General features: G+C 71.6%; 9 protein-coding genes. 7 read left to right on the top strand and 2 right to left on the bottom strand.

Annotated elements, in window-relative coordinates; translation table 11 throughout:
* Window positions 1–32: 32 nt before the first annotated feature.
* Together ACIQD6_RS27640 and ACIQD6_RS27635 are read left to right on the top strand one after the other, a co-directional pair.
* Window positions 33–2,546 (top strand): glycoside hydrolase family 2 protein, encoded by a 2,514-nt coding sequence (locus tag ACIQD6_RS27640; RefSeq protein ID WP_401887233.1) that lies wholly within the window; start codon window positions 33–35, stop codon window positions 2,544–2,546.
* The gene (locus ACIQD6_RS27635) at window positions 2,543–3,586 is read left to right on the top strand and encodes a LacI family DNA-binding transcriptional regulator (RefSeq protein ID WP_401887230.1); all 1,044 of its coding nucleotides are present in this window, start codon (window positions 2,543–2,545) and stop codon (window positions 3,584–3,586) included. The genes ACIQD6_RS27640 and ACIQD6_RS27635 overlap by 4 nt, the downstream gene beginning before the upstream one ends.
* A gap of 97 nt (window positions 3,587–3,683) precedes the next feature.
* On the opposite strand, the gene ACIQD6_RS27630 is transcribed toward ACIQD6_RS27635, so the two are convergent.
* Window positions 3,684–4,664 (bottom strand): acetylxylan esterase, encoded by a 981-nt coding sequence (locus tag ACIQD6_RS27630; RefSeq protein WP_401887228.1) that lies wholly within the window; start codon window positions 4,662–4,664, stop codon window positions 3,684–3,686.
* Between the two features lie 84 nt (window positions 4,665–4,748).
* Window positions 4,749–5,198 (bottom strand): CoA-binding protein, encoded by a 450-nt coding sequence (locus ACIQD6_RS27625; RefSeq protein WP_401887225.1) that lies wholly within the window; start codon window positions 5,196–5,198, stop codon window positions 4,749–4,751.
* 63 nt (window positions 5,199–5,261) lie between these two features.
* Between ACIQD6_RS27625 and ACIQD6_RS27620 the strand changes: the two genes are divergently transcribed.
* From ACIQD6_RS27620 to ACIQD6_RS27600, 5 genes are all read left to right on the top strand, one after another.
* A complete protein-coding gene (locus ACIQD6_RS27620; RefSeq protein WP_401887222.1) occupies window positions 5,262–5,882 on the top strand; it encodes a YigZ family protein in 621 nt (206 codons plus the stop codon).
* The gene (locus tag ACIQD6_RS27615; protein ID WP_401887220.1) at window positions 5,879–7,045 is read left to right on the top strand and encodes an exonuclease SbcCD subunit D; all 1,167 of its coding nucleotides are present in this window, start codon (window positions 5,879–5,881) and stop codon (window positions 7,043–7,045) included. The genes ACIQD6_RS27620 and ACIQD6_RS27615 overlap by 4 nt, the downstream gene beginning before the upstream one ends.
* On the top strand, window positions 7,042–10,062 hold the full coding sequence (locus ACIQD6_RS27610) for an AAA family ATPase (protein ID WP_401887217.1): 3,021 nt from the start codon (window positions 7,042–7,044) through the stop codon (window positions 10,060–10,062). Before ACIQD6_RS27615 ends, ACIQD6_RS27610 begins: the two co-directional genes overlap by 4 nt.
* Before the next feature lie 689 nt (window positions 10,063–10,751).
* Window positions 10,752–11,912, top strand: a complete 1,161-nt coding sequence (locus ACIQD6_RS27605) for an aspartate aminotransferase family protein (RefSeq protein WP_401887214.1) — start codon at window positions 10,752–10,754, stop codon at window positions 11,910–11,912.
* A gap of 13 nt (window positions 11,913–11,925) precedes the next feature.
* Window positions 11,926–13,908 carry a carbamoyltransferase gene (locus tag ACIQD6_RS27600; protein ID WP_401887518.1) on the top strand — a complete coding sequence of 661 codons (1,983 nt, stop codon included), beginning with the start codon at window positions 11,926–11,928 and terminating at the stop codon, window positions 13,906–13,908.
* The last annotated feature ends 64 nt before the right edge of the window (window positions 13,909–13,972 follow it).

The following is a 13,972-nucleotide window of genomic DNA, read 5'->3' as shown; positions in this document are numbered from 1 at the left end:
GGGGAGCCGAACATGCGTGAGGGGAGCCGAACATGAAGGACGTCACCCAACTCGCGGCGGGCTGGAGCCTGCACCACGACGGGGACCTGCTGCCCGCCCAGGTGCCGGGCTGCGTCCACACCGATCTGCTGGCGGCCGAGCGCCTCCCCGACCCGTTCCTCGGCACGAACGAGCACGAGGTCGCCTGGGTGGGGCGCCGGGACTGGACGTACAGCACGGCCGTCGCCCCGTACGAGGGGAGTCACGAGCGCACCGACCTGGTCTTCGACGGGCTGGACACCGCAGCCGAGATCACACTGGCGACGGAGACGCTCGGTTCCACGCGCAACATGCACCGGGGCTTCCGATTCGATGTGACCGGGCTCGACGGAGAGCTGAGCGTGCGGTTCACCTCCGCCTATACGGAGGCCGCCGCCGTCCGGGCGCGGACGGGGGAGCGCCCCAACGTCTATCCCGAACCCTCCCAGTACATCCGGAAGATGGCATGCGCCTTCGGCTGGGACTGGGGCCCGACCCTGGTGACCGCCGGAATCTGGAAGCCGGTCCGGCTGGAGCACTGGTCCACCGCCCGTATCGCCCGTGTCCGGCCGCTGGTGACGGTCGACGGAGACACCGGGCGCGTCGAACTGCGCGTCGATGTGGACCGTACGGCGAGGGGAGAGGGGCGGCGGCTCTCCGCGCGCGCCGCCGTGGCCGGGGTGGAGGCGGAGGCCGATGTCGAGGGCGACGAGGCCGTGGTGGTCCTGGAGGTCCAGGACCCCCGACTGTGGTGGCCACGCGGATACGGCGAACCATGCCTGTACGACATCGAGTTGACGCTGCATGACGCGCATGGTGGGAGCGGTGCTCCGGAGGGCGCGGGCGGTCCGCTCGACTCCTGGCGCCGCCGCATCGGCTTCCGCACCATCGAGCTGGACCGGAGCGCCGACCGGCACGGCACCGGTTTCACCCTCGTCGTCAACGGTGAGCGGATCTTCGCCCGGGGCGTCAACTGGATCCCCGACGACGTCCTGCCGTCCCGCGTCACCCCGGACCGCTACCGCGACCGGCTCACCCGGGCGGCCGAGGCGAACGCCGATCTCGTACGGGTATGGGGCGGCGGCATCTACGAGACCGACGCCTTCTACGACGTCTGCGACGAACTGGGCCTGATGGTCTGGCAGGACTTTCCCTTCGCCTGCTCCGCCTACCCCGAGGAGCAGCCCCTGCGAGGGGAGGTGGAGGCCGAGGCCCGCGAGAACGTCGTACGCCTCATGCCGCACCCCGGCCTCGTCCTGTGGAACGGCAACAACGAGAACCTCTGGGGCTTCCGGGACTGGGGCTGGGAGCCGGAACTGGCCGGCGATTCCTGGGGCGAGGGCTACTACCTGGGCCTGCTGCCCCGGATCGTCGCCGAACTCGACCCCACCCGGCCGTACACGGCGGGCAGCCCCTGGTCCGGTTCCTGGGACCACCACCCCAACGACCCCGCCCACGGCACCCATCACTCCTGGGACGTGTGGAACCACGTCGACTACACGGAGTACCGGGCCCAAGTGCCGCGCTTCGTAGCCGAGTTCGGCTGGCAGGCGCCACCCGCGCACGCCACCCTGCGCCGCGCGCTGCCCGGCGAGGAACTCACTCCGGACTCGCCCGGAATGCTGCACCACCAGAAGGCCGAGGACGGCAACGGAAAGCTGAACCGCGGCCTCGCCCGCCACTTCGCGCCGCCCGAGGGCGACTTCGACCGCTGGCACTACCTTGCCCAGGTCGTCCAGGCGCGCGCCGTCGCCCACGGCATCGAACACTGGCGGTCCCACTGGCCCGTCTGCGCGGGCGCGATCGTCTGGCAGCTCAACGACTGCTGGCCCGTCACCTCCTGGGCGGCCATCGACGGGGACGGCCGGCTCAAACCGCTCTACCACGAGCTGCGCCGGGTCTACGCCGACCGGCTGCTCACCCTTCAGGAGCGGGACGGGTCGCCGGCCGTCGTCGCCGTCAACCAGGCGGCCGACGCCTGGCGGACCACGGTCACGCTCCGCCGGATGGCGAGTGACGGAACGACCCTGGCGGAAGCGGCCGTTGAACTCACGGCCGCGCCCCGGGCCGTCGCGTACGCCTCGGTGCCGACGGGCCTCGTACCCTCTGAGGGATCAACGAAGGAGTTCCTGGTCGCGGAGGCCGACGGGCTGCGCTCCCTCCAATTCGCCGTACGGGACAAGGAGTTCGCCTATCCGGTGCCGCGATTCGAGGTGGCCGTGGAGCCCGTGACCGGAGACGGACGCACGACTGGGGACGGATACGGTGACGCGGCCGGGGGCGGGGACGGATACGGTGACGCGGCCGGGGAGGAGAGGGCCGCCGATGTCGTGGTGACAGCGCACACGCTCGTACGGGACCTGCTCCTTCAGGCCGACCGACTGGGCCCGGGGGCCCGCGCCGACCGAGGAATGGTGACGCTGCTGCCCGGCGAGCAGGTCCGTATCCGCGTCAGCGGGTGGCCGGACGCGGCAGACCTGGCGGAGGAGCGGGTCCGGGCCGCGCTCTTCTGCGTGGAGGCCGCGTGAGCGCGCCCACGTCACGCGTCACCATCAAGGACGTCGCCGCCAGGGCCGGGGTGTCGAAGGGCGCGGTGTCCCTGGCCGTCAACCACAAGCCGGGCGTCTCCGAGGCCACTCGGGACCGTATCTTCGCCGCCGCCCGCGAACTGGGCTGGGAGCCGAACCTGTCCGCGCGCAGCCTGTCCAGCCGGCGTGTGGACACGGTCGGGCTCGCGATCTGCCGGCCCGCGAGACTGCTCGGGCTCGAACCGTTCTACATGGAGTTCATCTCGGGCATCGAGAGCGTGCTGACCGAACGGTCCTGCTCGCTGCTGCTCCGGCTGGTGCGCGACCTGGACGAGGAAGTCGCCTTGCAGGAGAGCTGGTGGCGGGGGCACCGGATCAGCGGATCGATCCTCGTGGACTTCCACGAGGACGACCCACGCGTCCCCGCGCTCAAGGAACTCGGGCTGCCGGCCGTGGCGGTGGGCCATCCGGACCTCACCGGCGGCCTCACGTCCGTCTGGACGGACGACGCCGCTGCCGTCGCCGAGGCGGTGCGCTATCTGGCGGCGCTCGGCCACCGGCGCATCGTACGGGTCGGCGGGCCGGAGACGTTGGGGCACAGTGCGATCCGCGCCGCCGCGTTCGACGCGACGGTACGGGAGTTGGGCCTGGACGAGGGACGTCAGGTCGCCACGGGCTTCGCGGGCGAGGAAGGCGCCCGCGTCACCCGCTCGCTGCTGTTCTCGGCGCGGCGTCCGACCGCGATCCTCTACGACAACGACATCATGGCCGTCGCGGGTGCCGCCGTGGCGGCGGAGATGGGGCTCTCCGTGCCGACCGACCTCTCCCTGCTCGCCTGGGACGACTCCCAGCTGTGCCGGCTCACCCACCCCACCCTCTCGGCCATGAGCCACGATGTGCACGGTTTCGGCGCCGACGTGGCCCGTACCCTCTTCGAGGTGATCGACGGAGGCCCGGCCGAGTCCCATCCCGTACCGACTCCCGCTCTCACACCGCGCGGTTCCACCGCGCAGGCGCCGCGGGGGGCCGTGGCCGGGTGACCACGGCCCCGCGTCAGGGCGGGCTCTCACTGTGCTGCTGCGGCCCCGTCACTGCTGCTGCCGCCGTCACCGCTGCTACTGCACGCTGCTACCGCTGTCACCGGGGCTTCGGTGCGAGGTTCTGGTCGCGGAGCCAGGCCAGTTGCTCCTGCGCCGTCGATCCGTATCCGCCGCCGTGGTCGGCGAAGCGCCAGACCCGGATGTCCTTGGCGCCCGCGTAGCCGTTGTAGGCGGCGTACACCGTGGACGGCGGGCAGATGGGATCCATCAGCCCCACACTGAACAGCGCGGGGGCCGAGGCGCGGGTGGCGAAGTGGATTCCGTCGAAGTGGTCGAGGGTGGCGAAGGCGCGCTCCGGATCGTCCCGGGTGTGCCACCGCAGGTATGCGGCGATCTCGGGGTACGGGCCCTCGGGCGCGATCTCGACGGCACGGCGGAAATGGCAGAGGAACGGTACGTCGGTCAGGACGCCGGCCACCAGATCGCCCGCGAGGCCCGCGACGGCGAGCGCGAGCCCGCCCCCCTGGCTGCCGCCTTGGACGACGACGCGCTCCGGGTCGACCTGCGGCAGCGCACGGGCCGCGTCCACCGCGCGTACGCAGTCGGTCATCAGGCGCCGGTAGTAGTAATGGCGGGGATCCTCGATGCCGCGTGTCATGAAGCCCCCGTACCACTGGCTGCCGTCCCCCTCACCGTGGTCGGGTGTGTCGTGCCCCTGCCCACGGCTGTCGACCACCAACTGGGTGTAGCCGGCGGCAGGGAAGACCAGATGATCGGTCGGCAGGCCCCGGCCACCGCTGTAACCGATGTACTTCACCACGGTGGGCAGCGGCTCTTCGGCGCCTCGGGGGACGGTCAGCCAGGCCGCGACCGGCTGCCCGCGCCAGCCCGGGAACCGCACGTCGTAGACGTCGAACGCGGTGAGCAGCGTGTCCTGGCACGGCGTCACGCTCGTGGCTTCGCCGACGGCGCGGGCCTCGGCCAGAGTCTCCCGCCAGAAGGCGTCGAAACCGGCCGGTGCCGGTATACCGGCCTGATAGTCGTGGAGCTGGTCGAGGGGGAGATCGGTGAGCGGCAAGGCTCGGGCTCCTTACGTCACGGAATGATGGGGGACAACGTCAGCGTGCTGTACCGGTTTACCCTGCTCCCGGCCGGTCCACCGCTATCGCAGGGCACCGATCTCGATCGCCGGGCACCGGTCCATCACCATGTCGAGACCGGCCGCGCGGGTCCGCTCGTACGCCTCCTCGTCGATCACCCCGAGCTGGAACCAGACGGCCTTCGCCCCGCGAGCCACCGCCTCGTCCGCGATCGCGCCCGCCAACTCGCTGTTCACGAAGACATCCACGACATCGACGGGAAACGGGATGTCCGCGAGCGAGGCGTAGCCCTGTTCGCCGTGGACCGTCTCGGCCTTCGGATGCACCGGTACGACCCGCTTCCCGAAGCGCTGGAGCACGGCCGCGACCCCGTACGCCGCGCGCGAGGGGTTGTTGGACAGGCCCACCACGGCCCAGGTGTCGCCGGACCGGGTGAGGATCTTGCGGACCGTCTCGGCAGTTCCGGTCGCGTCCGTATCTGTATGTGTGTCCGTACCTGCGTCTGCGCACATGGCAGGGCAACGGGTCACCCGCCCCGGCCATTCCCGTGTCCCGCCCGCGCATAGGGTGGGGGGATGCAGGAGCAGTACCGGACCGTCGCCCGCGCGGGCGTGCACGAGACCGAGATCAACCGGTCGCGCTTCCTCTGCGCGCTGGCGCCCGTGGCGACCGAGCAGGAAGCGCAGGACTTCGTCGCACGAGTCCGCAAGGAGCACCCGACGGCCACCCACAACTGCTTCGCGTACGTCATCGGCGCCGACGCGTCCGTACAGAGGGCGAACGACGACGGCGAGCCCGGTGGCACGGCTGGGGCGCCGATGCTCCAGATGCTGATGCGCCGGGAGATGCGGTACACCGTCGCGGTGGTCACCCGGTACTACGGCGGGGTCAAGCTCGGCGCCGGCGGACTGATCAGGGCGTACGGGGGAGCGGTCGGCGAAGCCCTGGACGCGGTCGGCACCCGGATCCGGCAGCGCTACCGGCTCGCCACGGTCACCATCGACCACCAGCGCGCGGGCAGGCTGGAGAACGACCTGCGGACGACGGGGCGGGTGGTGCGGGCGGTGCGGTACGGGGATGCGGTGACGATTGAGGTGGGGTTGCCGGAGGCGGAGGTAGAGGGGTTCCGGGCGTGGCTGGGGGATGTCACGGCGGGGACGGCGGGGCTGTCGCTGGGCGGGGAGGCGTTTTCTTGAGGATTCTGCATACGTCGGACTGGCATTTGGGGCGGTCTTTCCACCGGGTGAGTCTGCTCGACGCTCAGGCCGCTTTCCTCGATCATCTCGTCGGCACTGTCCGTGCCCGCGAGGTGGACGCCGTTGTGGTTGCCGGCGATGTCTATGACCGGGCCGTGCCGCCGCTCGCCGCCGTGGAGCTGTTCGACCAGGCGCTGCATCGGCTGGCCGAGGCCGGGGTGCCGACCGTGATGATTTCCGGGAACCATGACTCGGCACGCCGGTTGGGTGTCGGCGCGGGGCTGATCGGGCGCGCGGGGATTCATCTGCGGACCGATCCGGCTCACTGCGGTACGCCCGTACTGCTCTCCGACGCCCATGGCGAGGTGGCTTTCTACGGTCTGCCGTATCTTGAACCGGCGCTGGTACGCGACGAGTTCAAGACGTCGAAGGCGGGGCACGAGGCGGTGCTGGGGGCTGCCATGGAGCGGGTGCGGGCCGATCTCGCGGGGCGGGACGAGGGCATCCGTTCTGTTGTGCTCGCGCACGCTTTTGTCGCGGGCGGCGCGCCCAGCGAGAGCGAGCGGGACATCACGGTCGGTGGTGTGGCCTCGGTGCCCGCCGGTGTTTTCGACGGTGTCGACTATGTCGCCCTCGGCCATCTGCACGGTTCTCAGGCCCTGACCGAGCGGGTCCGTTACGCGGGTTCCCCGCTCGCGTACTCCTTTTCGGAGACCGCGCACCGCAAGACCATGTGGCTGGTGGATCTCGGGCCGCGCGGCGAGATCGCGGCGGAGCGGATCGACTGCCCGGTGCCGCGTGCCCTGGCCCGGATCCGTGGGCCGCTCGACGGGCTTCTGGACGATCCGGAGCTCGCCCGCCACGAGGAGTCCTGGGTCGAGGCGACGCTGACCGATGCCGTGCGCCCGGCCGATCCCATGGCGCGTCTCGCCGAGCGCTTCCCGCACACGCTGAGTCTTCTCTTCGATCCCGAGCGGGGCGACGACGACCCGCTCGCCTCGTACGCCCGGCGTCTCGCGGGCCGTACCGACCAGCAGATCGCGGAGGATTTCGTGGCGCATGTGCGGGGCGGGGCCGGGCCCGACGAGGAGGAACGCGCCGTGTTGCGGGGCGCGTTCGACGATGTGCGGGTCGACGCGGTGGTACGCGAGGTGACGCCGTGAGGCTGCACCGGCTCACCGTCACCGCGTTCGGTCCCTTCGCCACCACGCAGGAGGTCGACTTCGACGAGCTGTCGGCTGCCGGGCTCTTTCTGCTGCACGGCCCGACCGGTGCCGGGAAGACCTCCGTGCTGGACGCGGTCTGCTACGCGCTGTACGGCGCCGTGCCGGGCGCCCGGCAGAGCCCCGGGGCCGGCCTGCGCAGCGATCATGCCCCGACCGGTACGTACACCGAGGTGTGTCTCGAACTGACGGTGAACGGACGGCGGTTGGAGGTTACGCGGCGGCCCGCGCAGTCGCGTCCCAAGAAGCGCAGCAAGGGTTTCACCACCGAGAAGGCGCAGAGCTGGCTGCGGGAGTACGACGCCGCGAGCGGCGAATGGCGGGCGCAGAGCCGCTCCCACCAGGAGATCGGTGAGGAGATCGGTCAGCTGCTCGGGATGAGCCGGGAGCAGTTCTGCCAGGTGGTGCTCCTGCCCCAGGGCGACTTCGCCCGCTTTCTGCGCGCCGACGCCGAAGCGCGCGGCAAACTCCTCGGCAGGCTCTTCGACACCCGCCACTTCGCGGCCGTGGAGGAGCGGCTCGCCGAGCTGCGCCGTACCGCCGAACATCAGGTACGTGCCGGTGACGACAGGCTTCTCGGCATCGCCCAGCGCACCGCGCAGGCGGCGGGGGAGCGTACGGTGCCGCCGCTGCCCGAGCGGCAGCCGGGAGACGCGGGGTTCGCGGCGGCCGTTCTGGAGTGGGCGGCGGTCGCCCGTTGTGTCGCCCACGAACGTGCCGACATCGCCGAGTTGGCGCTGTCCGCCGCCGAGCTCCGCCTCGCGGCCGCCCGGTCGGCCCTGGACTCCGGGCGTGAACTGGCCCGGCTTCAGGAGCGGTTCACGGAGGCACGGCGGCGCGCCGAGGCACTCGAAGCCGGCCGCCCCGAGTGCGAGCACGCCCAGGCGAGGCTGAAGCGGGGCCACCAGGCGGAGTTGGTCGCACCGGCGCTTGCTCTGCGGGACGACGCCGAGCGGGCCCAGCGTGTGGCGTCCGGTACGTACGAGCACGCGCGCCGACTGCTTCCCGCCGCTCTCGCCGACGCCGGTGCCGAACAACTCGCCGCGCGGGAAGGGACCGTACGCCAGGAACTCGGCGCCCTCGACGCCGCCCGGCGCGCGGAACACCGCAGCGCGGAGATCTCCGCCGAACGTGCCGACCTGGACCGGCAGGCCCGTTCCGACGACGACATCCTCCTGGAAACGGCGGGCTGGCTGGCCGGGTGGGAGTCCGAACGACAGGCCCTGCGGGACCGTATCGAGGCCGCGCAGGAGGCCGCGACCCGCGCCGAACAGTTCGTCGGGCAGCTCGAACTCGCCCGCCACCGGCTCGACGCGGCCCGTCGTCGCGACACCCTGGAAGCGGCCGCCACCGACACGGAACAGCGGCTCAACGCCACCCGGGAGCAGGCGAATACGGCGCACGAGACATGGCTCGACCTGCGAGAACGACGGCTGCGGGGCATCGCGGCCGAGCTGGCCGCCCGGCTGGAGGACGGCGAACCCTGCGCTGTCTGTGGCTCCGCCGCCCACCCCGAGCCCGCTCGCGCCGCCGACGGCCATGTCGACCAGGCGGCCGAGGACACCGCGCTCACCGCGTACCGGCGAGCCGACCGGGCCCGGAGCGAGACCGAGCGTGAGCATGCCTCCGTACGGGAGCGGTACGCGGCGGCCGACGCCGAGGCCGGCGCGTCGACCGCCGCCGAACTCACCGTGATCGCCGAACGGCTGGAGCGGGAACACGCCGAGGCGCGCCGCCTCGCGGCTGGTACGCACGCGGCCCGCGAGGCCCTCGGCCGCGCCGAGCGTGAGCACGAAGGCCGGCTCTCCGCCCAGCAGCACGCCGAACGGCGAGCCGCCGCCCGTACCTCCCGGCGCGAAGCACTCGAACGTGAACAGGGCGTGCTGCACGGTGAGTTGAGCCGCGCCCGTGGAGACGCCGCCAGTGTCGCCGACCGCGCCGGGCAGTTGGAGCGACAGGCCAGGCTTCTCGCCGAGGCCGCCGAAGCCGTACGCTCCGTCGACACCACCGCGCTCCGGCTCAAGGAGGCCCACGGCCACCTCGCGAGCGCCGCCTACCGGGCCGGCTTCGACACTCCGGCCGCCGCGGCGGCCGCCCTGCTCACCGACACCGCCCGGCGCGAACTCCAGCACCGCGTCGACGACTGGCAGGCCGAGGCCGCCGCGATCGCCGACCGGCTCGCCGAACCGGAGACCCGGGCCGCCGCGGACCACCCGCCCGCCGAACCGGACGCCGCGCGGACCGTCCACGACACGGCCGAGCGCGCCCTGCGCGACGCCTCGTCCGCGGCGGCCACCGCCCGGGAACGCCGCGCCGAACTGGGCCGGCTCTCCCGGCAGGCCGAGGCCGAGGTGCGAAAGCTCGGCCCGGTACGCGAGGAACACGACCGGGTCGCCCGCCTCGCCGGACTCACCGCGGGCACCTCCGCCGACAACGAACGCAGGATGCGCCTGGAGTCGTACGTCCTGGCGGCCCGCCTCGAACAGGTCGCGGCGGCGGCCACCGTACGGCTCCAGCGGATGTCCTCGGGCCGCTACGCCCTGGTCCACTCCGACGCGAAAGCGGGCGGGTTGCGACGATCGGGACTCGGGCTCCAGGTCGTGGACGCCTGGACGGGCAGCGGCCGGGACACAGCGACACTCTCCGGCGGCGAGACGTTCTTCGCGTCCCTCGCCCTCGCCCTCGGCCTGGCGGACGTCGTCACCGACGAGGCCGGGGGCGTACGGCTGGACACCCTCTTCATCGACGAGGGCTTCGGCAGCCTGGACGACCAGACGCTGGACGAGGTCCTGGATGTGCTCGACTCGCTGCGGGAACGCGACCGCAGCGTCGGCATCGTCAGCCATGTCGCCGATCTGCGCCGCCGTATCCCCACCCAGCTGGAGATCGTCAAGAACAGGAACGGCTCGGAGGTCCGCAGGCGCCTGCCGGGCCAGAGGACCGGCGCGAAGAGCTGACGGCCGCGGTGACGGAGGTCCGGTCCAAGTCGGCAGTGCCCCGCACGTTTTCGGCCATAGATCGCGATACGCGTGGCGTGACCACGACCTGCGGGCCCCTGACCGAGCCGGACACATGACGGGTCGGCGCTGGTCAACGCGTGGAGCGTGAAAGGCCGTTGGATGTCAACCACGCACTCTTCGATCCGGCCATCGGCTGACAGAAGTATGGAATACCTGACTTTGCTGTTGCTAGCATCCCGGTGACGCCCAGCGCTCCACGCATTTGCACAGAGCAAACGAATGGAATGCATGCGCGGTTATGAAGGCACGGAAACGCTCGCCCGCCCTGTCGATGCAGAAACGATTCTGCCGCCGGTCCCTCCTCGATGCCGCGGAACCTGAATCCAGAGCATGTGCGCATCCTCGCGATCACACTCGAACCGCTGACCGGTGACGTGGAGGAGTTGTGAGGAGCCCTTCGCCGGTCCGCGCCGCACCCCGGCCTCTGTGGTTCCGGCTTCGGACAGCTCGGCAACGGGCCTGTTTCAAATCCGTCTGAAAGCAGGCGATTAAGACCGACCGGCAATGGGGGGCGCGGCGTCGCCGACGGCCCTCATGAGTCACCCGACGGAATTCCTGTGCGAGGAAAGGGATATTCATTGGAATCCCATGACCTGCATACTCTGGGCAGCACACTGGACGTCTCCATGAGAGCGCTCCCCGATCTGCTGGATCCGGGAGCGGCGGCCGAACCGGACAGACCGCTGTTCGCCGCCCGTGCGAAGGGCGCGTATGTCCAGGACGTCGACGGGCGCCGCTATCTGGACATGGTGCTCGGCTTCGGCAGCGTGGTGCTCGGCCACGCCCACGACGCGGTCGACGACGCCGTCATCGAGCAGCTGCGCGCCGGTGTCTCGCCCACACTGCGCACCCCAAGACAGGTGGAACTGGCCGGATTGCTGAGCCGGTACATACCCAACGCGGAGCGGGCGCTGTTTCTGCGTACCGGTTCGGACGCCACCGAGGCGGCCGTCCGGATCTCCCGCGCCCATACCGGCCGGGAGCGGGTCCTGCGCTGGGGCTACCAGGGGTGGCACGACTGGTGCGCGCCACGGCCTCCCGGGGTACCCGCCGCCTGCCGACTGCTGACCTCGACCTTCGGTTACAACGACGTGGCCGGCCTGGAGCGGCTGCTGGCCACGTACCCGGACGAGGTGGCCTGCGTCGTCATGATGCCGCTGGAGACGGAGCTTCCCCGGGACGACTTCGTGGCCCGGTGCCGGGAACTCGCCCACCGGCACGGTGCCTTGTTCGTCCTGGACGAGGTCCGTACCGGCTTCCGGCTCGCGCTCGGCGGGGCCCAGCAGTACCTGGGGGTCGACGCCGATCTGGTCGCGCTCAGCAAGGCGATGGGCAACGGCTATGCCATCTCCGCGGTCACCGGCCGGGCCGCCGTCATGGCGGACGCGGAGCGGATCTCCGCCACCTCGGTCTTCTTCCGCGGCGGCGACGGGTTCGCGGCGGCGGTCGCCACCATCCGGGAGATCGCCGAACAGAAGGTGCCGGACCGGCTGTGGGACCTGGGCCGCCGACTGGTCGCCGGGCTCGGCGAGCAGATCGCCCGGACCGGGGTTCCGGCCCGGGTGACCGGGATCCCGCCCATGCCGTTCCACGCGTTCGACCTGCCGCCGGACCTGGCGGCGGCGGCGCACCGGGAGTTCTGCCGGGTGGCCGCCCGCAGCGGAGTGCTCTTCCACGCCTCGCACCACTGGTTCGTCTGCGCGGCGATGTCCCCGGACGACATCGACCACGCAGTGGCCGCCGCCAGGGACGGATACCAGGCGGTCCGTCAGCTTCTCGCCGTGTGATTGGAGTGTGGACATGCACGTCCTCGGCATCTCTGGGCTGTTCGGGACCGAGTACGACGACTACCCGATCGACGTCCCCAACGCCTTCTTCCACGACGCCGCCGCGGCCCTCGTCGTGGACGGCACGGTCGTGGCGGCGGTGGAGGAGGAACGGCTCAACCGCGAGAAGCACACCAACCGGTTCCCGCTGCGGGCAGCCGCCGCCTGCCTCGAACAGGCGGGGCTCGGCCTTGACGACCTGGACGCGGTCGCCTACTTCTTCGCCGAGGACTTCACCGACCGGGAACTGCGGCTGGAGTGCGTCGCCCGCCCGGAGATGCCCTTCCGCGGCAGCCGCGACCTGGTGCGGGAACGGCTGGAGAAGCAACTGGGAGGCAGCCTCGGCTCCGAGCGGGTGCACTTCGTGCAGCATCACCTGACCCACGCCGAGGCGGCCTACCGCGACTCGGGACTGGCCGAGGCGCTGGTCGCGGTGATCGACGGCAACGGGGAATGCGAGGGAGTCAGCTTCTTCGCGGGCCGGCCCACCGGGCTGACGCGGCTCGTCTCCTACTCGCGGCGGAACTCCCTCGGCCACTTCTACACCGAGATCACCCGGTTCATCGGCTACGAGAGGTTCGACGAGTACAAGGTGATGGGGCTGGCCCCGTACGGGGACGCCGAACGCTTCCACGGTCTGCTGTCCCGGCTGTGCACCCTGCGCGAGGGAGACTACGAACTCGACGTGGCCGCGGTGCCGGGCCTGCTGCTCGACGCCGGCCTCCTGCCCCGCCGCGCCGGAGAGGATTTCGGCCCCGTCCACGCCGACCTGGCGGCCGCCGCGCAGCGTCTGCTGGAGGAGGTGGTGCTGCACCTGGTCCGGTACTGGCAGCACCGGACCGGCCTGCCCGCGTTGTGCCTGGCCGGTGGTGTCGGACAGAACACCAGCCTCAACGGCAGGCTGCTGCGCGAGGGGTCCTTCCTCGACGTCTACGTCCACCCCGCGTCGCACGACGGCGGGGCCGCCCTGGGCGCGGCCTACGCGGTCGACCGGGCCCTGCGCGGGCCGGTCCGTGAGCCGGTCCGGCTCCCTCATGCCTATCTCGGCCCGGCCCTGCCGGACCGGGAGGCACTCACCCGGGAACTGGGGCGGTGGCACCGGTTCGTCACCTGGCGCGAACCGCGCGACGTGGCGGCCGAGGCCGCCCGGCTGCTCGCCGACGGCGAGGTGATCGGCTGGGCCCAGGGCCGGTCCGAGTACGGTCCGCGTGCCCTCGGCAACCGCAGCATCCTGGCGGATCCGCGTCCCGAAGCCAACCGCGACCTGGTCAACACGCTGATCAAAGGCCGTGAGGAATACCGGCCTCTCGCGCCCGCGGTCCTCGACACCCGCGCCGCCGACTTCTTCGACCTGCCCGCCACCCGAGCGGACCACAGTTACATGGGGTTCGTGGTGGACGTACGCCCCGATCAGAGGGAGGTACTGCGAGCGGTGACCCACGTGGACGGCACCGCTCGGGTGCAGGTCGTCGGCCGGGAGCAGAACCCGCTGTACTGGCGGCTGATCGAGTCCTTCGGGGAACTCACCGGCGTGCCGGTCCTGCTCAACACGAGTTTCAACAACTACGCGGAACCGATGGTGCAGGACGCCCACGACGTGCTGCGCACCCTGCTCACCAGCGGACTGGCGTACGTCGTGCTCGGCCCGTACCTGGTCGCCAAGCGCGATGTGGCGCCGGAGGAGGTGCTCGGTCTGCGCCTCGCCCTCTCCCCGTACTGCCTGGTGGAGACGCGCCACGACGCACGGGGCGACACATGCGTGCTGCGCCGCCGCAGCGTCCCGCACAAGGCCCACGAGGTCGGCCGGGCCACCGCGGCGCTGGTCCGGCGGGCCGCCGAACGTCCCGGAGTGCCGGTCGGTGACCTGCTGGACGGGCCGGACGACGCCACGCAGACCGTCGCAGAGCTGTGGGCGCTGTGGGAGCGCCGTCTGATCAGCCTCACGCCCGTTCCATGAGCACCTGCCGCACCGGCGACACCGGCGCGGCCGGCGCAGCGCTCGGCCGGTCGTCCCCAACAGG

The organism is Streptomyces sp. NPDC088400 (genome assembly GCF_044753355.1).
Taxonomy (GTDB): domain Bacteria; phylum Actinomycetota; class Actinomycetes; order Streptomycetales; family Streptomycetaceae; genus Streptomyces.
This window is presented reverse-complemented; position numbering and strand designations above follow the sequence as displayed.

Excerpts from the sequence above, each read along its gene's own strand:
- ACIQD6_RS27640 (WP_401887233.1), top strand. The coding sequence starts at position 33 with ATGAAGGACGTCACCCAACTCGCGGCGGGCTGGAGCCTGCACCACGAC.
- ACIQD6_RS27625 (WP_401887225.1), bottom strand. The coding sequence starts at position 5,198 with ATGTGCGCAGACGCAGGTACGGACACACATACAGATACGGACGCGACC.
- ACIQD6_RS27620 (WP_401887222.1), top strand. The coding sequence starts at position 5,262 with ATGCAGGAGCAGTACCGGACCGTCGCCCGCGCGGGCGTGCACGAGACC.
- ACIQD6_RS27605 (WP_401887214.1), top strand. The coding sequence starts at position 10,752 with ATGAGAGCGCTCCCCGATCTGCTGGATCCGGGAGCGGCGGCCGAACCG.
- ACIQD6_RS27600 (WP_401887518.1), top strand. The coding sequence starts at position 11,926 with ATGCACGTCCTCGGCATCTCTGGGCTGTTCGGGACCGAGTACGACGAC.